At 36.0% G+C, this 22536-nt stretch carries 26 protein-coding genes; 3 read left to right on the forward strand and 23 right to left on the reverse strand.

Annotated features, from left to right (window positions below):
* Window positions 1–6: 6 nt before the first annotated feature.
* The 7 genes from FWJ32_RS00435 to pta form a co-directional block, all read right to left on the reverse strand.
* A complete protein-coding gene (locus tag FWJ32_RS00435) occupies window positions 7–1005 on the reverse strand; it encodes a beta-ketoacyl-ACP synthase III (RefSeq protein WP_149544006.1) in 999 nt (332 codons plus the stop codon).
* A gap of 4 nt (window positions 1006–1009) precedes the next feature.
* A complete protein-coding gene (gene plsX / locus FWJ32_RS00440; protein WP_149544007.1) occupies window positions 1010–2014 on the reverse strand; it encodes a phosphate acyltransferase PlsX in 1005 nt (334 codons plus the stop codon).
* The gene (fapR, locus tag FWJ32_RS00445) at window positions 1998–2597 is read right to left on the reverse strand and encodes a transcription factor FapR (RefSeq protein WP_149544008.1); all 600 of its coding nucleotides are present in this window, start codon (window positions 2595–2597) and stop codon (window positions 1998–2000) included. The genes plsX and fapR overlap by 17 nt, the downstream gene beginning before the upstream one ends.
* 117 nt (window positions 2598–2714) lie before the next feature.
* Window positions 2715–2891, reverse strand: coding sequence for a 50S ribosomal protein L32 (gene rpmF, locus FWJ32_RS00450; protein ID WP_149544009.1), 177 nt, complete (start codon window positions 2889–2891; stop codon window positions 2715–2717).
* Window positions 2892–2919: 28 nt separating this feature from the next.
* Window positions 2920–3408, reverse strand: coding sequence for a YceD family protein (locus FWJ32_RS00455; RefSeq protein ID WP_149544010.1), 489 nt, complete (start codon window positions 3406–3408; stop codon window positions 2920–2922).
* A 70-nt stretch (window positions 3409–3478) separates the two neighbouring features.
* Window positions 3479–4675 (reverse strand): acetate/propionate family kinase, encoded by a 1197-nt coding sequence (locus FWJ32_RS00460; RefSeq protein ID WP_149544011.1) that lies wholly within the window; start codon window positions 4673–4675, stop codon window positions 3479–3481.
* 18 nt (window positions 4676–4693) lie between these two features.
* Window positions 4694–5695, reverse strand: a complete 1002-nt coding sequence (gene pta, locus FWJ32_RS00465; RefSeq protein ID WP_149544012.1) for a phosphate acetyltransferase — start codon at window positions 5693–5695, stop codon at window positions 4694–4696.
* 167 nt (window positions 5696–5862) lie between these two features.
* On the opposite strand from pta, the gene FWJ32_RS00470 reads away from it, so the two are divergent.
* Window positions 5863–7083 carry a nucleotidyltransferase gene (locus tag FWJ32_RS00470; protein WP_149544013.1) on the forward strand — a complete coding sequence of 407 codons (1221 nt, stop codon included), beginning with the start codon at window positions 5863–5865 and terminating at the stop codon, window positions 7081–7083.
* 181 nt (window positions 7084–7264) lie between these two features.
* A complete protein-coding gene (ylbJ, locus tag FWJ32_RS00475; protein ID WP_149544014.1) occupies window positions 7265–8443 on the forward strand; it encodes a sporulation integral membrane protein YlbJ in 1179 nt (392 codons plus the stop codon).
* On the opposite strand, the gene FWJ32_RS00480 is transcribed toward ylbJ, so the two are convergent.
* The 5 genes from FWJ32_RS00480 to recG form a co-directional block, all read right to left on the reverse strand.
* Window positions 8440–8883, reverse strand: a complete 444-nt coding sequence (locus FWJ32_RS00480) for an ATPase (RefSeq protein WP_149544015.1) — start codon at window positions 8881–8883, stop codon at window positions 8440–8442. The two genes, ylbJ and FWJ32_RS00480, sit on opposite strands and share 4 nt — an antisense overlap.
* A gap of 2 nt (window positions 8884–8885) precedes the next feature.
* Window positions 8886–9368: a pantetheine-phosphate adenylyltransferase gene (gene coaD, locus FWJ32_RS00485; protein WP_149544016.1), complete on the reverse strand. Its 483-nt coding sequence runs from the start codon at window positions 9366–9368 to the stop codon at window positions 8886–8888.
* Window positions 9365–9931, reverse strand: a complete 567-nt coding sequence (gene rsmD, locus FWJ32_RS00490) for a 16S rRNA (guanine(966)-N(2))-methyltransferase RsmD (RefSeq protein WP_149544017.1) — start codon at window positions 9929–9931, stop codon at window positions 9365–9367. Before rsmD ends, coaD begins: the two co-directional genes overlap by 4 nt.
* Before the next feature lie 201 nt (window positions 9932–10132).
* Window positions 10133–10360 carry an alpha/beta-type small acid-soluble spore protein gene (locus tag FWJ32_RS00495; RefSeq protein ID WP_149544018.1) on the reverse strand — a complete coding sequence of 76 codons (228 nt, stop codon included), beginning with the start codon at window positions 10358–10360 and terminating at the stop codon, window positions 10133–10135.
* Between the two features lie 116 nt (window positions 10361–10476).
* Window positions 10477–12528, reverse strand: a complete 2052-nt coding sequence (gene recG, locus FWJ32_RS00500; protein WP_149544019.1) for an ATP-dependent DNA helicase RecG — start codon at window positions 12526–12528, stop codon at window positions 10477–10479.
* 166 nt (window positions 12529–12694) lie between these two features.
* Between recG and rpmB the strand changes: the two genes are divergently transcribed.
* Complete coding sequence (gene rpmB, locus FWJ32_RS00505) at window positions 12695–12886, forward strand: 50S ribosomal protein L28 (RefSeq protein ID WP_149544020.1); 192 nt, start codon at window positions 12695–12697, stop codon at window positions 12884–12886.
* Between the two features lie 124 nt (window positions 12887–13010).
* Here rpmB and FWJ32_RS00510 read toward each other — a convergent pair whose 3' ends face one another.
* From FWJ32_RS00510 to FWJ32_RS00560, 11 genes are read right to left on the reverse strand one after another with little or no spacing between them, the layout of a single operon-like run.
* Window positions 13011–13190, reverse strand: a complete 180-nt coding sequence (locus tag FWJ32_RS00510) for a hypothetical protein (protein ID WP_149544021.1) — start codon at window positions 13188–13190, stop codon at window positions 13011–13013.
* Between the two features lie 55 nt (window positions 13191–13245).
* Window positions 13246–13884 (reverse strand): thiamine diphosphokinase, encoded by a 639-nt coding sequence (locus FWJ32_RS00515; protein ID WP_149544022.1) that lies wholly within the window; start codon window positions 13882–13884, stop codon window positions 13246–13248.
* Window positions 13881–14528 (reverse strand): ribulose-phosphate 3-epimerase, encoded by a 648-nt coding sequence (gene rpe, locus FWJ32_RS00520; RefSeq protein WP_149544023.1) that lies wholly within the window; start codon window positions 14526–14528, stop codon window positions 13881–13883. The genes FWJ32_RS00515 and rpe overlap by 4 nt, the downstream gene beginning before the upstream one ends.
* A gap of 1 nt (window position 14529) precedes the next feature.
* A complete protein-coding gene (gene rsgA / locus FWJ32_RS00525) occupies window positions 14530–15402 on the reverse strand; it encodes a ribosome small subunit-dependent GTPase A (RefSeq protein WP_149544024.1) in 873 nt (290 codons plus the stop codon).
* 9 nt (window positions 15403–15411) lie between these two features.
* Window positions 15412–17280 (reverse strand): Stk1 family PASTA domain-containing Ser/Thr kinase, encoded by a 1869-nt coding sequence (pknB, locus tag FWJ32_RS00530; protein WP_149544025.1) that lies wholly within the window; start codon window positions 17278–17280, stop codon window positions 15412–15414.
* A gap of 14 nt (window positions 17281–17294) precedes the next feature.
* Complete coding sequence (locus FWJ32_RS00535; protein WP_149544026.1) at window positions 17295–18026, reverse strand: Stp1/IreP family PP2C-type Ser/Thr phosphatase; 732 nt, start codon at window positions 18024–18026, stop codon at window positions 17295–17297.
* Window positions 18027–18031: 5 nt separating this feature from the next.
* Window positions 18032–19063 (reverse strand): dual-specificity RNA methyltransferase RlmN, encoded by a 1032-nt coding sequence (rlmN, locus tag FWJ32_RS00540; RefSeq protein WP_149544027.1) that lies wholly within the window; start codon window positions 19061–19063, stop codon window positions 18032–18034.
* Window positions 19064–19119: 56 nt separating this feature from the next.
* On the reverse strand, window positions 19120–20463 hold the full coding sequence (gene rsmB, locus FWJ32_RS00545) for a 16S rRNA (cytosine(967)-C(5))-methyltransferase RsmB (protein WP_149544028.1): 1344 nt from the start codon (window positions 20461–20463) through the stop codon (window positions 19120–19122).
* Window positions 20464–20465: 2 nt separating this feature from the next.
* Window positions 20466–21089, reverse strand: coding sequence for a DUF6391 domain-containing protein (locus tag FWJ32_RS00550; RefSeq protein ID WP_149544029.1), 624 nt, complete (start codon window positions 21087–21089; stop codon window positions 20466–20468).
* Window positions 21090–21767 carry a zinc metallopeptidase gene (locus tag FWJ32_RS00555; protein WP_149544030.1) on the reverse strand — a complete coding sequence of 226 codons (678 nt, stop codon included), beginning with the start codon at window positions 21765–21767 and terminating at the stop codon, window positions 21090–21092.
* Complete coding sequence (locus FWJ32_RS00560; protein WP_149544031.1) at window positions 21764–22525, reverse strand: DUF116 domain-containing protein; 762 nt, start codon at window positions 22523–22525, stop codon at window positions 21764–21766. The genes FWJ32_RS00555 and FWJ32_RS00560 overlap by 4 nt, the downstream gene beginning before the upstream one ends.
* Window positions 22526–22536: the final 11 nt, after the last annotated feature.

The following is a 22536-nucleotide window of genomic DNA, read 5'->3' on the forward strand; positions in this document are numbered from 1 at the left end:
TACCCCCTATTTACTCCATCTCATCGTCATGGAAGCATATGTCAAACCCGTACCAAAGGCAGTTAATAATATGCAATCACCTTTCTTTAATTTACCATTGCGATAAAGTTCATCCAACGCAATTGGAATACTTGCTGATGAGGTGTTGCCAAACCTGTCTATATTCACATATACTTTCTCCTTGGAAAGATTAAGCCTCTTCATTGCAGCATCAATAATCCTTATATTGGCTTGATGCGGTATAAATATATCTACATCCTCTGGCTTAAGGCCTGCAATATCTAATGCTTTAAGTGCTGCTTCACCCATGACCCTAACCGCAAATTTAAAAACCTCCTTACCGTCCATGTGAATAGTATGAAGCTTCTTCTCAACAGTTTCATAACTTGCAGGTTTTCTTGAACCGCCAGCAGGCAAAAGGAGGTACTTACCACCACTGCCATCCGCCCCAAGAAATGATGAACTTATACCCAATCCCTCTTCTACCCGGCTCAATAGAACGGCAGCCGCTCCATCGCCAAAAAGCACACATGTTTCCCTGTCATCCCAGTTGGTTATTTTGGACATTATCTCAGTAGCTACCACAAGCACATTTTTATACATACCAGTCTTTATAAACTGATCAGCTATGGTAACAGCATAGATAAAACCGGAACAACCTGCCTCGACATCAAAAGTCGCAGCTTTTGCTGCTCCAATGTTATCCTGGACCACACAGGCTGTAGCTGGGAAATTCATATAATCAGGAGAATTTGTTGAAACTATAATCAAATCTATATCTGCAGTTCCAATAGATGCATCTTCCAAAGCTCTTAAAGCAGCAATTGTCGCAAGATCAGAAGCCGCCTGATCATCTGCTACAATGTGCCTTTCTTTAATTCCTGTACGCGTTGTAATCCATTCATCAGATGTATCAACCATTTTTTCCAAATCATGGTTAGTAAGAATCTTTTCAGGGACGTAACTTCCAATCCCAATTATACCCGACGAATAAAAATGTTCCATAATTCTAATCCACCCCTATATTTGAAACTTGAGTCCTTAAATGATTAAGAACATCATGCTCTACAAATGTTCTCGCCTGTACTAAGGCATTTAAAAAGGCTCTTGCATCAGAATTTCCGTGCGCTTTGATTATTATACCATCAATGCCAAGAAGTGGAGCACCACCATACTCCTTATAATCCATTTTTTTTAATATATTTTTAAATCCACTCTTTAAAAGTAATGCACCAAATTTAGTTAGATAATTTTTCTTCATTTCTGCCTTCAACATATCTATAATCAACGAAGCAATGCCTTCCATGGATTTCAAAACAGCATTCCCAACAAAACCATCGCATACCAAAACGTCACATTTGCCATAGGGCACATCCCGTCCCTCTATATTACCAACAAAATTCAATGGAAGTTCCTTCAGACGTCCATATGTTTGCTTTGCTAATTCGTTCCCTTTTTCTTCCTCTGTACCTATATTCAAAAGACCTATGCGTGGATTTTTTACACCCAGCACCTCTTCTGCATATATTGAGCCCATCATGGCAAATTGTATAAGATTTATTGGCTTACAGTCTGTATTAGAACCGCCATCAATAAGAGCAACCAGTCCTGTAGCAGTCGGCAAGGAAGGTACCAGTGCAGGGCGGTCAATACCAGGAATCCTGCCAAGCTTTAATAATGCACCTGCCATTAAAGCCCCTGTACTACCTGCAGAAATAAAAACATCTATTTTATTTTCTTTTAAATAATCAAGCCCTCTAGACAGAGATGCATTCTTTTTATTCTTAATTGCAGCTACTGGCGGATCATCATTAGATATAACCTCGTCTGTATGTACAATCTCTATCCTGTCGTGTAACGCCGAGTCGTGAGTATTAATTTCCGACACTATCTGGAGTTCATCACCAAAAAATACCAGCTCAATGTCTTTAAATTTCTCCGCAGCCATCAAACTACCATTTATTATTTCTTTTGGTGCATAATCTCCACCCATGGCATCAATTCCTATTTTCATCCTCTGCGCCATCTCCCTCTCCAGTGTCAAGGCTTACAAGAATAAATTTACCTCTAAATACCTCTTGTCTCTGTACCTTTATTTTTACCCAAACAAAATACTTGTTGCCTCGTTGTCTTATCACCTCAGCCTTTGCTATCAACTTATCACCAAGCTTTACTGGTTGCCTGTACTTGATATTTGCTACCCCTATTAAAGCCACATCCGCATCTATCACAGCAATTGCAAGTGACTCAGCCTGAGCATATATGTACTGCCCTTTAACTACGTGGCTCTTCTCAAATACCATATCCTTTGTGGGTTCAAAAACTGAAATGCCACCCTTCCCGAGCTCAAGGTCCAAAAGCTCTCCTACTATTTCTGTCCCTTTTATTGATTTTAGTTTATTATAATTGGTTTCAGCTACTTCCTTTATCCTGCCACGCAGGTCTGGGATCCCAAGTTCAATTCTATCTAACCTTATGGTTGGCACACTCACATTGAAAAGACACGCCAGTTCCTCATCAGTTAAAAAAGGATCTTCAGATAGCTTTAATTTTAACTGTTTTTGCCTATTTAGTTTCGTAAAGCTGCCTGAGGGCACAAACCTCACCCCCTATTTTATGACCATGTTTAATGACTTAGTGATATAAGAATATCATAAAAAAAATCCAAAATCAACCACCTATAAAAAAGTAATAGGCATGGGCCTATTACTTTTTTATTCGTTTACTATTACCTTTTTGCCATCATAAAAACCACAATTTTTGCAAACTCTATGCGGCATCATCAATTCATGGCACTGAGGACATTCTACCAGAGTAGGGCCACTCAATTTCCAGTGGGCTCTCCTGCTCCTTGTTCTAGCCTTTGACCATCTCCTCTTTGGAACCCCCATCCTGACACCTCCCTTTTTCCTCTCTCTGTTACTTCAAAAATTTCTTTAACACTTCTAATCTCGGATCAATAGGTTCACTGCTGCATGAACAATTACTATCATTTAAATTAGTACCACAATCAGGACATATTCCACGGCATGCCTCATCACATAAATATCTTGCCGGAAGCGATAACAGCAGATTTGTTCTTATGAGGTCATCAAGATAAACCTGATTCCCTCCATTAAAAAACACTTTTTCCCCAGACTCTTCTTCATAATTATTAATGTTATCATGAAGTTCAATTATGTCATGATAATGAAATGGCCTTAAACATCTATAACAGGTTGCATCTAAGGACACATCCATAAAGCCATCAATATCATAGCCCTCTTCAGTACTGGTTATTACTGCATTGACATGGACTGGCTCAGTAAAATAAATTTCACTGTTATCGTCATCCTCCAGCGTTATATCGAAGTTTAAATTAATTTGTGAATCTAAAGTGTTTTTGATTTTAGAAATATCAAACCTCATAAACACCACCTTATTAGTAAGACATATACATTATAAGGTGTTAATCCCGTGCTGTCAATAATTTAAATTACTATTTACTTACCAAGGCTGCCGTTTCGCTTGCAATCATAAGCTCTTCATTGGTAGGAATTACAAATACCCTAGTCTTTGAATCTCTTGTTGATATTTCCCTTTCCTTCTTTCCTGCCCTGTTCGCTTCCTTATCAAGAATGATACCGAGTGTTTCCAAACCATCCAGTATCATTTCCCTGACTATGTCAGAGTTTTCACCTACTCCTGCAGTAAATACAATTGCGTCTACGGTTCCAAGTACTGCATAATATGAGCCTATATACTTCTTGACGCCATAGGTAAATGCCTTTAATGCGATAGATGCCCTAATGTTGCCATTTGCCGCTGCGTCTTCTATATCCCTAAAATCACTGCTTATACCTGATAGACCAAGTACACCAGATTTTTTATTCAGTATATTCATTACTTCAGAGATATTTAGCGATTCCTTATCCATTAAGTAGGAAACAATTGATGGGTCGATGCTTCCGCATCTCGTGCCCATAATCAAACCCTCCAGAGGGGTAAAACCCATGCTAGTATCTATAGATTTACCCTTCTTAACCGCAGTAACACTGGACCCATTTCCAAGATGACATGTTATAAGATTAACATCATCTACTTTTTTCCCAAGTAGTTCAGCTGCCCTAGATGTAACATACTTGTGGGATGTCCCATGAAAGCCATATCGTCTTATCTTATATTTCTCATAAAATTCATAAGGTATCCCATAAATAAACGCCTCCGGCGGCATAGTCTGGTGAAATGCTGTATCAAATACACCAACCATAGGAACATCAGGCATAAGTTCTCTACAAGCCATGATCCCCATTATATTCGGTGGGTTGTGAAGTGGGGCAAGGTCAATACTATCATTTAACGCTTTTATTACCTCATCATCAATAATTACAGAACCCGAGAATTTCTCTCCCCCATGTACTATCCTATGTCCTACAGCATCAATTTCTTTTAAACTTTTTATGGCACCATACTGCTCGTCCAGAATCAGGTCCAGCATTTCCTTTAATGCTTCCTTATGATTGTTTATTGTTTTAGAAAATACTTTTTTTTCAGCGCCGGTTTTTTCGTATTTAATCTGAGATCCATCTATCCCTATCCTTTCTACTATACCCTTAACCAGCACTTCGTTTTTTGACATGTCAATTAATTGATATTTTAATGATGAACTTCCGCAATTAATAACCAATATATTCATATACCTGTTCTCCCCTCCTTATTTATTTGCCTGTGCCTGGACAGCAGTGATTGCCACTACATTATATATATCTTCAGTACTGCATCCTCTTGAAAGATCATTTATAGGCTTGTTAAGCCCTTGAGAAATTGGTCCAATGGCTTGAGCCTTTGCTAACCTCTGCACAAGTTTATATCCTATATTACCCGATTGTAGGTCAGGGAAAATTAAAACATTCGCTGAGCCAGCCACTTTACTGCCTGGCGATTTTAGCGAAGCAACACTTGGTACCATTGCAGCATCCGCCTGCAATTCTCCATCAATAAGTATTTCCGGTGCCATTTCTTTAGCTATTCGGGTAGCGTTCACAACCTTATCCACCAGTTCATGTTGGGCACTTCCCTTTGTTGAAAAAGAAAGCATAGCTACTCTTGGTTCTATTCCAAGTAATGTACTGGCTGTTTTAGCAGAAGCGACCGCTATAGATGCAAGTTCTTCTGCATTAGGATTAGGATTTATTGCACAATCAGCAAATAAGAAAACTCCATCCGAACCATAACCGCAATCTGGCACAATCATTATGAAAGCACTTGAAACAATGGATATATTTGGTGCAGTCTTTATGATCTGGAATGCCGCTCTTAACAGGTCTGCGGTGGTATTTATAGCACCTGCTACCATCCCATCAGCATCGTCGTTCTGTACCATCATACACCCAAAATATAAAGGATTTTTGATGATTTCATATGCTTTATTTAAATCTACTCCCTTATTTTTGCGCAGCTCATAATACCTTTTTGCATAGCTTTCAAAAAGTGGTGATGAAATAGGGTCTATTATTTCTGCACCTTCAATATCTGCATTTAACTCCTTCGCCTTACTTTTAATCTCATCTTTATTGCCAAGTAATATAATCTCTGCTATTCCGTCTTTAATAATCATTTCAGCAGCCTTTACGGTTCGTGGTTCTGTCCCTTCAGCCAGAACTATTTTCCGCCGATCGCTTTTTGCTTTCTCTATAATTCCTTTTAATATTTCCATATAATACAATCTCTCCTTTCTGTATATTTATCACCTATTTGATATTCTATTCATAATGTTAAATTCCTGCCTAAGATGATAAAATAATAATATTAAAAACAATTTAATTTAGTTGTATATCATAATGTGGTTTTATTTATTAAAATTTTGTAATTGGAGGCAAATTTATGACAGTATTAGGTATCGTTTCCGAATATAACCCATTTCATAATGGACATCTATACCATTTAAAAAAATCTATTGAAGTTACTAAAGCCGATGCAATAGTAACTGTCATGAGTGGCAACTTTACTCAAAGAGGTGAACCCGCGCTATTTAACAAATGGATAAGGACTGAAGCAGCCTTGAAAAGTGGTATTAACCTTGTCATCGAACTACCCGTATGTTACAGCACATCCAGTGCGGAACTTTTTGCATTTGGGGCAGTAAGCCTATTGAATAGCATTGGAATAGTGGACTATATATCTTTTGGCAGTGAAAACGGTGATATTAAAGAATTAATGGAAATTGCCAAATTATTATCAACCGAAGACAATGATTTTAAGTTTCGACTAAAAAATTTCTTAAAAGCCGGTTACTCTTTCGCAAGGGCACGTCAATTGGCTATAGATAGGGAAAGTTTTAATAAAAAACTTATTACATCGCCTAATAATATATTAGGTATTGAATATTTAAAATGGCTAATTAGATTAGAAAGTAAAATTGTCCCAGTTACAATCAAAAGACTCGGTCCCGAATACAACGATCAGGAATTAAATGAAGCCAATCATATTTCAAGCGCCACATCCATTAGGAATACATTAAAAAATGGTGATCTTGAAAAAGTCTTGCAACATTTACCATACAGTAGTTATGAAATAATTAGAAATGCTCTTTTAAATGGGCAAAAACCCTTGTTTAAAAGTGATATGGAAAGGTTAATATATTATGAACTTATCAAGAACGATAAGATAGAAGAGATTTTTGATGTATCAGAAGGTTTGCACAAAAGAATAAAAGATAGAATTTACCAATCTCAATCCTTAGACGAATTATTGCTGGGAATCAAAACCAAACGCTACGCTTACAGCAGGCTTTCGCGGATACTATTTCATATTTTAATTAAATATACCAAAAACGAAGCGAATTCTTTTAATCAAACCGGTCCATTATATGTAAGGATACTGGGTTTTGACAATACAGGCAGGAAAATAATAAGGGAAATGAAAGACAAATGTGCACTTCCTATAATTACCAATTTAGGAAAACAATATAATAATTTGAGTGAGACAGCTAAAAAGATGATGCATAAGGACATTCTTTCTACAGATATATATTCTTTATTGAGCTCCAATGATATTAATATAGGACAGGATTACGTAAGGGGACCTGTAGTTATTACAACATAAAGCATAGCAAGATACGAAACCCTACTCATTTTATAATAAATTCAGTAAATATAACAGTGTAATTTCATCATACACTGGTATACCAGTTGAGGTATTGTTTTAAGATGGTTATTATATGATGTCACTTAAAAGTTGTAATAATAGCAAAGAAATATTTATAAACTTATTATAGGTGATTACCATGAAAATCAAAAAATGGTTTTTTGGCTTGCTGTCTTTAGCAGCAGGGATAATGACGATATCCATGATTTTATTTCCTCAACAGATTCTCGATGCTGCCAGACAAGGATTGTTCTTATGGGCAAATAATGTATTTCCTTCACTATTTCCATTCTATGTTATAAACCAGCTTTTGATAGGGTTCGGCATTGTAAATTTTATAGGGACACTGTTCGAACCAATAATGAGACCCCTTTTAAACGTACCAGGCGAAGGTGCACTATGTTTTTCACTTGGCATAGCATCAGGGTATCCAATGGGCGCCAAACTCATCTCATCATTGAGAAGTATAAATTCATGTACAAAGTATGAAGCAGAACGTCTTATGTCTTTCTGTAATAGTGCTGGTCCTCTTTTTATCATAGGTGTTGTCGGTATCGGTATTTTTAATAACCCTGTGATTGGCTATTTATTAGTTTTATGTAATTATGCAGGCCTTTTAAGTACCGGTTTGTTGTTCAGAATACATGGAACCATCGAACATAAAAATATTATACACTTAAATAATAATAACCTATTCAAGAGGGCCATACAGAACATGAAAGCAGCACAAAAAAAAGATGGAAGAAATTTTAACTATCTTTTTTCTGATTCTGTTAAAGATGGAATTAACCTGATGTTGACAATCGGAGGATATATAATAATATTCTCTGTTATTGTGAGGCTGATTAACATAACCGGGCTAACCACCTCTCTTTCAAATGTTATAAACATAATTTCTAAAGGGTTGATATCTAAAGAAATTGCCATTGGCATAATCAATGGTATTTTTGAAATGACCATAGGTTGTAACACTTTAAAAGAATTGTCAATTTCTCTTTATCAAAAAACTATTCTCGCAGGCTTAATTATATCCTGGGGTGGTTTATCAACACATGCTCAGATACAGAATGTGATTGAACATACTGACATCAGCTATATGTCCTATTTTTGCGCAAAGATTGCACACAGCATTTTAACTGCAACTTATGTATATTTTATCTATCCACTGATAATAAAGCCAAGTGCTACAGAAGCAATAAGTTTTAATAATAGCTGGTTATCCAACGTTGAGTTTTCATTGGCAATTATAATAATTGTCATAGCAGTTATAGTATCCATGGCAATAATAAACAGTTTAGCATTTAGAGACCCTTATTAACTTTTTTTGAGCTCTTCCCTGTTTTCCTTGAGGATTTTTAAAATCTCTGTTAGATCCTTTTCCAGCTTTTCCAGGATAGAATCAGCATATTCTTTTGAACCCAAACGAATCTCCTTGGCACTCTTCTGTGCAGCAGCAATTATTTCTTCCGCTTCAACCTTGGCCATTTTTACAATCTCTTCTTCACTGACCATAAGCTTGATTTTCTTTTCTGCCTCTGAAACAATTACATCTGACTGTTGTTGAGCCTCCAAAAGTATCTCCTGCTTATGACTTTCTATCCATTCTGCCTTTTTAATGTCATCAGGAAGCATTAACCTTACATCCTGGATCATCTTTAAAAATACATCCCTATCAACAAGTACTTTACCTGAAATGGGTATGCTCATAGACTTGTTAAGATAATCCTCTATCTTTTGAAGAAGTTCTAAAACCTCCATCTCTATCTCCCTTCTAATTTACTTTTTAGCTTTGAAGCGACATATGCAGGCACTAAATCGTCTATATCTCCACCGAAACTCGCTACTTCTTTAACTATGCTGGAGCTGAGATATGCATATTTACTGCTCGTCATCATAAAGAGTGTTTCGACGTCGTCATTTAATTTTTTGTTCATTAAAGCCATTTGAAATTCATATTCAAAGTCAGACAGCATGCGCAATCCTTTGATTATAATGTGATAGTTGTTTTGTCTCATATAATCCATAAGCAGCCCCGAAAAATAATCTACCTCTACGTTTTTAAATGCAGAAGTAGTCTTTATTATCATATCTTTTCTTTCTTCAACAGAGAAAAGTGGCTTTTTTGAGCTGTTTTCTAATATAGTTACTATTAACCTGTCAAATATACTTGATGACCTTTCAATAATATCTAAGTGTCCGAAGGTTATGGGATCAAAACTCCCAGGATATACTGCAATTTTCATAATAAATTCCCCTTAGTATAAAATTTTAGTAAGGTATTACCATATCTCTTTTCTTTATAGCAGATTAGACCTCCTATTTTATTATCTACATGTATATCAGAACCCAGTTCAAGTATAACTTTACCGTTATCTTTGAGTATCTCAAATTCTTGCAATAGCTCCGTTGCTTTATAATATAAATTATCATGATAGGGTGGGTCAATAAATACAAAATCAAAAAGAATTTCTTTTTGTTTTAAATAACATATGGCTTTTTCAAAATCCATATTTAAGATTAAAAACCTATTATTTCCATCCATATGGGTCTTTTTAAGGTTTTTTCGCAATAATTCTATACTCTTTTTTGAGTTGTCAACAAAAACACACAGATCAGCACCTCTGCTCAATGCCTCTATACCAAGAGCTCCAGTGCCAGAAAATAAATCCAAGACTGCAGAACCACTAATATCAAAAGATATTATATCAAACAATGCCTCTTTGACCCTATCTGAAGTTGGTCTAATATCCATGCCATCAGGGCCAAAAAGCTTTACTCCTTTATTTATACCCGATATTACTCTCATACACTACTCTCCTGGTATTATTTAATTACATTTTAACATAATTTTATTAAAATATGTATAAAGTTTTTATTTAAGGTTAAAATCATATATGGGAAATAAATTCCCCAAAATTCTTCCTTCAATTTCTCCTCTCCCAATAAAAAGGAATGGCTCTATAGAAGAGAGTCATTCCTTTTTATTCATGAAATTAATTATATCCGATTATCTGTTTTGTGGGGTATTGGCTATACTTCTTTCAGCCATTTCTATCATTTTCCTGACCATATGCCCACCAACAGCTCCGCAATCTCTAGAAGAAAGATTGCCCCAATAGCCATCAGCAGGAGGTTGAACGCCTATCTCGTTTGCAACTTCGTATTTCCATTGATCCATAGCTTTCTTTGCTTCTCTTACAACAATGATATTACTAGTATTTGAACCTCTTGCCATCCTTCTCACCTCCTAATTTGTCGCTGCATTATTAATATAACCCGTTTAATAGTTTATAAACATGTAATTGAAGGTAAAATATATTAATATTGTATCTAAGAAATTAACTTCCATTTTCAATTTAAAGCAATATCCTCCTCATTAAAACCCCACTTATCCTCTATAATCCTTACCATCTTTGTTGCAGTTAAAGTATCAAGCCCATATGTTTCTATAAAATATCTGACTGCCTTAAAAACATCCTCTAAGATGTCATTGTCTAAATAGGTACTCGCCACCTTAAAAGCCGGCATACCATGCTGCTTGAATCCTAAAAAGTCACCTGGCCCTCTCAATTTTAAATCGTGTTCCGCTATCTTGAATCCATCATTGGTCTGTGTTAGAATCTTTAATCTGTCCTTAACTTCAGAGTTATTATTCCCTAAGATAAGGAAACAGTATGACTCTTTGTCCCCACGACCAATTCTCCCACGAAGCTGGTGAAGCTGCGCCAGACCAAATCTCTCTGAATTTTCTATAACTATCACGGTTGCATTGGGCACATCAACGCCGACCTCGATTACTGTGGTAGAAACAAGCACATGAATCTTATTTTCCTTAAACTGTCTCATCATGTAATCTTTTTCTTCTTTTGACATTTTACCATGCAATATTCCCACGTTAAAACCAGTGAATTTTCCACTCAATTCTTTATAAATTTTCTCAGCTGATGCTGCATCTAACTTATCTGATTCTTCAATCAACGGCGCTACAACATAGCATTGTTCTCCATTTTTTAAATGCGTTTCTATAAAATTAAATACCTGTTCTCGCATTCCCTTATCAACCAGATAGGTTCTAACCGGTTTCCTTCCAGGCGGCAACTCATCTATAATAGAAATATCTAGATCACCATATATAATAAGTGCTAAACTCCTGGGAATCGGTGTTGCTGTCATTACAAGCACATCAATGTTATCGCCCTTTTGTTCAAGCATCGATCTCTGTCTAACTCCAAATCTATGTTGCTCATCTGTAATTACCAGTCCAAGATTTTTGTATATTACATTATCCTGAATAAGTGCATGAGTCCCTACTACAACATCTATTTCTCCTTTAGCAATTTTATCGAGAATATTATTTTTTTCTTTTGCTGAGAGTGAACTGATCAGAAGTCCAACCTTTATGCCCTGTCCTGCTAATAACCGGGTCAAGGTTGAATAGTGCTGTTCAGCTAATATCTCCGTTGGTACCATAAAAGCCGCCTGATAATTATTTTTAACAGCCTTATATACAGCCATTGCGGCAACAACAGTCTTACCAGATCCTACATCGCCCTGTAAAAGTCTGTTCATTGGCCTTTCCGACTCCATATCCTGTTTTATATCACTCCACGCTTTTATCTGAGCATTAGTAAGCTTAAACGGCAATAACTTAACAAATTCATCCTCATCACATGGACTAAACAAGATACCCTTTTTTATTGTTTCCCTCTTTAATTTCAATATGTTTAAATAAAGCATGACTTCAAACAGTTCTTGAAAAGCAAGCCTTCTCTTAGCTCTTTCTAAGTTTTCCATACTGTCAGGATAATGTATGTTTTTATAAGCCGTTTTTACATCTATCAATTTAAATTTACTCAGCAATTCCTGAGGAAGCATTTCATAAATTTCATCCAGATATAAAAAGGCCTCTTTTATAATGCCTCTCATCACTTTCTGAGTAATATTTTTTGTCAGACTATATACAGGATATATGCAAAGATAGTGATTTATGTCCTTTCTTATCGGTTCAACATCCGGATTTTTTATTTGAATTTCTCCAAATGATAGTTCAGCATCGCCATAAATAAGATAATAATTTCCGGCAATAAAATTTTTAATAATATAATCTTGATTAAAATAGGCCAAAGTGGCATACCCTGTGTCATCAGTTACATACAACTTAGTTATACTTAAACCATTTCGTGGTCTTAACACTTTATATCTTCCGGTATATTTTACGGCTGCCAATACTTTATGTCCACTGACTATATTTATGATCGGTGTTACTTTAGATCTATCTTCATAATCCCGGGGAAAATAATTTAATAAATCAAAAACCGTAAATATACCCATGCTGTTAAGAATCTTTTCGCGGCCTGGCCCTACACCTTTTATATACCTAACAGGCATTTCCAGATTTGACATAATTACCTCCAGAAAAGCATATAATCACACACCTAACATTAAACATTGTAATAGATATCTCCTCATCAATCAATACAATATAAATAAACTTGTTGTTGAAATCATGTATAGGTTTGTGTTAGAATTTACTTGTTTGAATTCAACTCAAGTTAGGAGGTGCTCTAATATGGCAAGAGTATGTGAAGTGTGTGGTAAAAGGCCTGTTACTGGTATACAATATAGTCATTCGCATAGACAGTCAAAGCGGATATGGAAGCCAAACATCAAAAAAGTCAGAGCGGTTGTAAATGGAGAAAATAAGAGTATATATGTATGTACACGTTGTTTGAGGTCTGGTAAGGTCGTAAGAGCAATATAAAGGGAACGTGCTGATGATTACATGTCAGCACGTTCCTTTTATTTTTTAATAAAAACACTTAAAAGTTTTTTAATAAAGCGAGGAGCTTTAATTACATAGACCTTCATAAAACACCTCCTTACACTCATTTTTGATTATAAAATAAAAGTCCTATGATAAGTATTATTATACCAGCCATACTAAACCAAAACCATACAGGTATATTTATGATTGCAACAGCAGCTCCAATAATCACAAGAGTAAATCCTATCAACCTCTTTATATTCCGTCTGCTAAAGCGAACATTACGGAAGGTTCTATTCATTTATATCCCCTCTTTGAGCCTACCTTATTTATAATATGATGAAAAAAAATAAATGTTACTGACCATATGAAAAAATAGCCAGAACGAAGTCATCTCCACTGTCTACATACCCCACATCCTCTGTAAACACATTGCTGATACCCAGCGATGTGTCTTTGGTGAGAGTAACACCATCAAGTGGATAATAGAAGCCCTTTAAAACGATTTTTTTAACGTCTCCAAAGAACGGGATAAAAGAAACCGTATCCCCCATTTGTCCCCTCAAAAAATTTTCTCCTTTAAGTAGCATCAACCTGTTATGTTCATCTACGATTTCGGCAGTTACTCCTTTTTTATAAATATAATAAAGCATGTTTATATTGGCCAGGGTATGATCTAATCTATTTCCTGTAGCCCCAAGTAGAATTATTTTATCTGCGGAAAGCTCTATGGCTCTGTCCACAGCCAATTGGGTATCAACATAATTTTTTTCTCGCGGATATCGAATAATCTCTGTACCAAGATGTTGAAAATAATTCAAAATTTCCTCTTTTATAGAATCAAAATCACCAATTAATATATCAGGCTTAATACCCAAAGATTTAGCATAATTGCCGCCACCATCTGCACATATAAATATATCAGAACTTTCTATATATGACCTTAAAAATTCAATATTCTCTACATTTCCATTGGATAGAATCACAGCCTTCATTTTATAATCGCTCCTATTTTCTTGCAATTTTCTATTATATCGCCCCTAAACACGGCAGTTCCAGCCACTATTATATCAGCCCCCGACTCTACCAAACTTTTTACATTCTTATTATTTATTCCACCATCTACCTCTATTTGATATCCATATTTATCTCCTCGTAATCTATCCAGTTCGGCTACTTTAAACAGCATTCTTTCTATAAACTTCTGCCCACCGAATCCTGGATTTACTGACATTACCAATACTATATCTACATCATCGAGAACATATTGAAGCGTAGATGGGGGAGTAGCTGGATTTAACGCCACCCCAGCCTTAGCTCCTCTTTTCTTAATTAAGCTTATAACCCTGTCTAGATGCATACAAGCTTCCTGATGCACAGTAATATAATCAGCCCCAACGTCACAAAACTCATCAATATAGTCCTGCGGGTTGGTCATCATAAGGTGAACATCAAGTTTAAGTCGAGTAAACCTACGAACATATTCTACCAAAGCAGGCCCAAAAGTAAGATTTGGGACAAAATGCCCGTCCATAATATCAATATGCAGCATTTCTATCCCTGCGTTTTCCAATTTTCTTATATTGTCACCAAGATTCAAAAAATCCGCCGACAAAATAGATGGAGCTAGTATAGCCATTTTAATACAACTCCCCTTCCGATTTAACAATTTCCCCCAATAGCTTCAGATAATTAAGATATCTTGATATGTGTATTTTACCTTCATTTACGGCCTCTTTAACGCTGCAACCTGGTTCATTCTGGTGAAGGCAGTTGGAAAAACGACACTCATAACTATTAAATTCTCTAAAACATGAGCTTAAATCATACCTATTGATAAAGTCTATAGAAAGCTCATTAAATCCTGGCGTATCAGCCACATAACTATTTTCATATATCTTTATTAGCTCTATATGCCTTGTAGTATGAGTTCCCTTTTTAGATTTTGAACTGATGTCACCAACATTCAACTTTAATCCAGGCCTCATTGCATTCAAAAGTGAGGACTTCCCTACCCCTGAATTTCCCGCAAATACAGATATTTTATTTGTTAGGTATTCGCTTAATTCATAAACACCTATATTTAACTTTGCACTGGTATAAAAAACAGGATAGCCAATATCTAAATAAATTTCTGACCACTCTTTGTATTCCCCTTCATAGTCTATATCAATTTTATTTACACAAATTATACAGTCTATTCCCCCATACTCACACATTGCTAAAATCCTGTCAATGTATAGAAAACTTGGTTCAGGAGCTTTAGCAGATGCGACCAAGACTACCACATCCACATTGGCCACTGGAGGTCTCATTATCCTGTTTTTTCTGTCAAGTATTTCCAGAATATAGCCATCTCTCTCGTCAATAGCTTTAATTATTACATTATCACCTACAAGAGGCGTCTTATCCTTCAATTTAAATAGGCCTCTTGCCCTGCACTCATATATTTTACCATCAACCAGCACATAATAAAATCCTGCAGTTGCCTTTATTATTTTACCCTCTGGCATAGATTCCTCCTAAGTATTATCTTCATATCTAGCATAGGGCTCTTTTTCATCGTTAATATACACCTCAATAATTACATGGCCTTTTGTAGGCACATTTAAGATATTTAACGGGCTATCCTGATAAGTATTCATACCTGAATATATAGTAGTCTCACCCAGAGCATCTTTTTTAACTACAACAACCTTCATCTCTCCAGGTATATCAGGTAAAGGAATAGTCACATTTTTCAAGACCGGTGGAGAAGGCTTTTTACTAACTACGACATCTATAGCTGACCCGCTTTCTACTGGATCACCTGGTTTGACGCTCTGTGATATAATTACACCCTCTGGTCCATCCTGCTCCTGTTCTGTTACATTTCCAAGTGTTAAATTATTTTCATTCAAAACTTTCTTTGCATCATCCAGGGTCTTACCAATAATATTTATCATGGTTACCTGCTCTTTTCCCCGGCTGACGTAAATATCCACCCGAGTATTTTTTTCTACTTCTTCATTAGCCATGGGATTTTGGGAGATAACCTTATTTGCAGGAACAATGTTGTCATATGCATAATTTACAATCGGTATTAAACCGGCATCTTTTAAAATAGAAACAGCCTCATCCATTTCCCGATTTTCTACAAGTGGTACCTTTACTAATTCAACCCCCTTACTTATTCTAACCTTTATTTTATAGTTCTTTTTTACTTTTATTTCTGGCTCAGGAGACTGACTCAAGACAATACCCGCCGCTTCATCGCTATAATCCTCTCCAACAATTTCTAAAGATAAGCCATTTTTTTCTAGCAGCTTCTTTGCATCATCTACCTGCATACCGACTATTGGGGGCACATCGATCTCTTCTGCTGTTTGACGGTTTATAAAAATGAATGTTGCTCCGGCTATGCCAGCCATTATTATTAAAACAATAACTGTTGTAATTATGGCAGAAACAATTTTGTTCCGTCTACTCTTTACTGGTTTATTGTCTTCTCTTTCATTCCCTTTATAATCTATCGTGGGCATAATCTTAGTAGGTGCATCCTCATCTATTTTGATAATCCTAAAATTAACAGGATCACTCACAAATTTATTTATATCATTAAGCATCTCTTTTGCTGTAGAGTACCTTTTAGTAGGATCTTTCTGAGTGGCTTTTATAATAATATCTTCAATCCCTTTCGGAATATCTCTGTTAATTTTTGAAGGTGGAACCAGCTCTTCTTCTATATGTTTTAGAGCTACCGAGATGGGGCTGTCCCCCTCAAACGGCACCTGTCCTGTAAGCATTTCATACATAACTATACCCAGTGAATATATGTCAGATTTTTCATCAACGATTCCGCCCTTTGCCTGTTCAGGGCTAAAGTATTGGGCCGTACCTATGATATTTTTATTGTATGTTAGAGTATAATCTGTAGCTGCCCTTGCTATGCCAAAATCAGTCACTTTTGCTATACCATCTTCTGTAATTAAAATATTATGTGGTTTAATATCACGATGTATAATATTATGTCTGTGAGCATTGTCCAATGCTCTTAGAACCTGACTGGCAATTGATATTGTTTCATCCACTGATAGATGCCCATTCACTTCTTTTATAATTTGTTTCAACGTCTTGCCCTTCACGTACTCCATTACAATATAATAGATATTGCCTTCATTACCAACATCATAAATACTCACTATATTCGGATGCGACAGGCTTGCCGCTGATTGTGATTCGTATTTAAATCTCTTTATAAATTCTTCATCGTGTGAAAATTCTGGGCGTAAGATTTTTATAGCTACAAATCTATTAAGCAAATGACAACGAGCTTTATACACAATACCCATACCGCCCTGTCCAATCTCTTCCAGAATCTCATATCTGTTACCCAACATTTTCCCTATCAATTAAATCACCTCAATCAGCACTTGACTGCAACTATTGTAATATTATCATATCCACCGCGAGCATTGGAACATTCAACTAGATTATTGCTGGCAGTTACTATATCACATTTTGTATATTCCTCAAGTATCTCGGCATCCGTCACCATATTTGACAGTCCATCTGTGCATAAAATTACAATATCACCTTGTACAGCCTGCCGTATATATACATCTATATTAATATCCATATCAACACCAATAGCCCGTGTAATTATATTTTTTAACGGGTGATATTTTGCTTCTGCAATTGATAGTTTGCCTTCTTTTACCATTTGAGTTACTAAAGAATGGTCCTCAGTAATTTGCTCTATTGTATTATTTCTAATCAGATATGCCCTGCTATCTCCAATATGTCCTATATAAAATTTGTTATTCTCAATCAGAAGTAGTGTCATTGTTGTGCCCATGCCGCTCTCATCGATATGAAGCTGTGATTCGTTTAAAACTCTTGTATTGCTATTTGCTATAGCTTCCCGTATAAATTTTTCTATCATGTCATCCGTCTTTTGCAAAGAGACATAATACTTATCAAAAAATTGTTTTGCCGCATCAACAGCCAGGGAACTGGCAATTTCACCCGCATTATGCCCACCCATGCCATCAGCAACAATGTAAAGTTTATAAGGATCATCACAGCCAGAAACATAAAAACTGTCTTCATTCTTGTCTCTCACCATACCGATATTAGAAACAGCATTGCTCATCATACAAATCACTCCCGTTTCTCTAAATAACTTCTTCTCAGCTGACCACATGCAGCATTGATTTTCCCTCCCAGAGACCTGCGAACAGTAACATTAATACCGAATTTTTCGAGCTTTTCTTTAAACCGTTTTACCCTTTCTGTTGTAGACGGTAAAAACTCAGTCTCTTCAATCCTATTAACTGGTATCAAGTTTACATGGCAAAGGAGCCCCCTTATCAACAGAGCAAGTGTTTCAGCATCTTCTTCTTTATCATTAAAGTCTCTTATCATAGAATATTCAAAGGTGACCCTTTTGTTAGTGTGTTCTATATAATATTTTATTGAAGCAATTATATCTTTTATTGGATAAGCTCTATTGATCGGCATTATCGACATTCGCTTCTCATCCGATGCTGCATGTAACGACACAGCAAGGGTCAATTGTAATCCTTCATCAGCAAGCTTATAGATACCAGGTACAATCCCACAGGTTGAAATTGTAATATGTCTTGCCCCTATATTCAGCCCCTTCTTTTCGTTTATTATTCTTACAAAACGCAAGACATTATCATAATTATCCAGTGGTTCTCCACTTCCCATTAGTACAACACGAGAAATCCGTACGCCTTTTAATCTTTGTACAGCCATTATTTGTTCAACCATTTCCCCAGGTTTTAAGTTCCTAACAAAGCCATTTATTGTTGAAGCACAAAAGCTACACCCCATTTTGCACCCCACCTGGCTTGACGCACAAAGGGTGTAACCATATTTGTAGCTTAATAGCACTGTTTCAATTGAGTTGCTATCCTCAAGTGAAACCAAGAATTTACACGCATCTTTATAGTTTTCTTCTTTCATTACGTTTGATTTAAATATAAAATACCGATCACTCAATCTCCCCCTTAAACTCCTAGGAAGGTTGGTCATATCGTCAAAATCATTCACATCCTTGTAAATCCATTCAAATACCTGATCCGCCCTGTACCCTGGTTCACCGAGCTCTACCACTATTCCTCTTAACTCCTCAATTGTGTAATCCTTAATATCTTCTTTATTCATCTCATACCACCATTATATTTGTTATGATTAATTAACTTTTATATGGACAATTGCCCCTAACCCAATCTACTCATTTTTGCTATGAAAAAACCATCGGTCTGATTTAATGATGGATAAAGGGTGATATAGCCTGTGCCAGAATCCCTTAACATCAAATTGGATGGTAACAAATCATTAAAATCAATTAATCTAAAATCACTATTTTTCTCTAAAAAATCGTTTATGACGTCTATATTCTCTTCTTTTTCGATAGTACATGTGCTATACACCAATATGCCGCCCTTTTTTACATACTGTGATGCATTTCTAAGAATTATTTTTTGCAGTGCTGATATCTTGTGTATATCACTAATGTGTTTATTCCATCTAATATCTGGTCTGTGTCTTATTGTCCCCAAACCACTGCATGGAGCATCCACTAAAACTCTATCAGCCTTTTCAATTAAGTTCTCATCAACTGTTGTAGCATCATAAAGTTGTGTTTCAATAATCTTAATGCCAAGCCTTTCCGCATTCTCATTTACAATTTTCAACTTATGTTTGTGCACATCTCTTGCTATAATATGCCCCTTATTCTTCATAAGTTCAGCGATATGAGTTGTCTTTCCACCCGGAGCACTGCAAACATCAACAATAAATTCTCCTTCCCTTGGATTTAATACATGTGATACCAGCATGGATGCCTCATCCTGAATGTAAAACAAACCCTCTTTATAGGATTGAAGATTTTCCAGACGATTAAATTTTTTTATTATTATGGCCTCATCAAGGTAGTTGCCACGTTCTGCCTCTATACCTTCATTTTTCAATTTATTTATAAGGAACTTTGGTTCCATCTTTAATGTATTTGCCCTTATAGCAATGGGCAACCTTTTATTATCTGCTTCCAGTAAATCAATAGTAAACTCGTAACCAAATTCATCAAGCCATCTTTTTACCACCCATTCAGGATGAGAATACACTATGGATAGATATTTAACCCTATCATCTTTTGGGGGCAGTTTATAAAATCTGCCATTACGTAAAAAATTTCTTAAAACAGCATTTACCATCCTGGCAGCACCTGCATTGCTATATTTCTTTGCAAGGTTTACAGATTCGTTTACAGCCGCTGATGGAGGAATCCGGTCAAGATAAATAATCTGATAAAGGCCCATCCTCAATATATTGATAACTACTATGTCTACCTCATCTATGGCCCGTGACAGGTATTGCTCCAGAATATAATCAAGGGTATTCTTTCGCTCAATCACGCCATAGGCAATTTCTAAAGCTAATCTTCTATCGCGTTCATCATCAACATCTATATTGAGCTCTTTGTTTGGATCAAAAGACTGGAATCCTCTTGGTTTTAACACATCACTTATTATATTTAATGCTGCTTCTCTTGCACTTTCCACACTTAAATCCTCCGGGTTTGTATATAGTATTCATTTGATGTATTCCAAAAATAAACTGGCTGAGTATTATCTGTTATATTTATTATGTCCATATTTTTTACATCCTGTGCAGTTGTCAGATATAGCTGGACATATTTACCAAACAGCGGGCCAATTAAACTGGCTAATACAATCGCAATGATAATGTTAAATAGATTAAAATAGCCATACTTAAATAAGAGTACTAAAAATATAATTGAAGAAATAAAATTTGTAACCGCAATACTGGTGCCACATCTCTTGTGCACAGCCAGGTACCTCTCTCCTCTTTTAAGCCTCATGCTTCCAACTTTAGCAGCCTCATAAACCATATCAGCTGGAGCATTACCCCTAATGATGAATCCATCTGTTAAGGCGTATCCACTAAGATTAAAGATACCATCATATTTCTCTTCTATTACATTTATAGTAGCATGTTCCAAAGCATGATTTTGCCTTACTACTTTATTAACAGCAATACGATATATCTCTACCGGAATCGTCACAATATTCAAAAGAGATCTAACTGTAAACTGAAATGGTAATATTATTAGATTTAATAATATAAAAACCAAAATGGGAAAGAATAAGAGAAAAAATAAATACATTTAATCTCTTTCCTCCCTTAAAACGATTAAGCGTATAAGCTGCAATATGGCTGTAAGTGTAGCAGCGAGATATGTCAATGCAGCAGCATTTAATACCTCTCTTGCAGGTTTAATTTCAGCATCTGTAAGAATATTCTCTGAGGAGAGCAACCTGATAGCCCTGTTGCTTGCATTAAACTCAACAGGTAGCGTTATGATCTGAAATATAACAACAGCCGAAAATAATATTATCCCAAAATCTAAAAGTGATGGAATACCCATTATCAAACCAATTAAAAACAACGGCCAGGCCAGATTTGATCCGAAATTTGCAACTGGCACAATTAAATTTCTAACCGTCAGCGGTATATATCCTTCCTTATGTTGTATCGCATGACCCGTTTCATGGGCTGCAACTCCAATAGCAGCAACAGATGTCCCTGAATACACATCCCTTGATAGCCTCATAACCTTTGTCGATGGATCATAATGGTCAGTAAGTGTACCACCTATAACCTCAATTGGCACATCATAAAGACCATTCATGTCAAGGAGCCTCCTTGCCACATCAGCACCCGTATAACCATGAGCATTTCTATACTTTAGATACTTATTGAATGTGCTCTGTACCTTCCCTTGCGCATATATTGCGAGAATCATAGCAGGTATCAAAATTATGAAGGTGGAATCGAATATCATTGATAGTACCTCCCGTCGATAAAATTTTTTACCGCACTTTCAACAAGATTAAGATCAACCCTCGTGTTATAGCACGGACCCTCTGGTCTAATATTTATAACACCATAGACCGGTATCCCATTGACATCCTGTATCCCACTTGTAAGATCTCTTTCACAAGCCACTGCAACTATTGCCTTGGGTTTATAATCCTTAACCGCTTTCCTTGCCAGGGTTCCTCCTGTAGCAGCAATTATACGCACACCATAGCGTTCCGAGATTTCTATTAGTCCTTTTATATCACATCTACCACATCTTCTGCAATTGTTTATATTGGTGGTTATCCTGTACACACAAGTGGACCTTTGCAAGCAATGTGGTAACAGGATCAGTATATCATCCGGAGCCACTTTAACATTTCTTGCCGCAACAAGGTTATTATTTATCTCTGCAAACGACCTCATCATCTGCTCTTTTTCTATTCCCAAAAGCCCACCAACGAACAATACCTCCGGATAAATGGTATTTAAAGCAAAGGACATAAAGTCGCTCAATTTCCTTATTGGTCTTTTCTTGAGTAAAGAGAATACAACCGCAAGAGTTCCCACAACAAGAATCAATAAAAACACCGTTAATGGAGCAGCTATTCCTATTAAGATATAATAATAAAGTCCCACATTGTGTGTCAATAATACATAAATTAAGGTAAGATAGAATATAATAACAGCTGATGTTAGTATGGTTAATACACCAATATAAACCCTCTTTTTCCCGTACAAAATTTCACTCC

It is taken from the genome of Calorimonas adulescens (assembly GCF_008274215.1).
GTDB lineage: Bacteria > Bacillota > Thermoanaerobacteria > Thermoanaerobacterales > UBA4877 > Calorimonas > Calorimonas adulescens.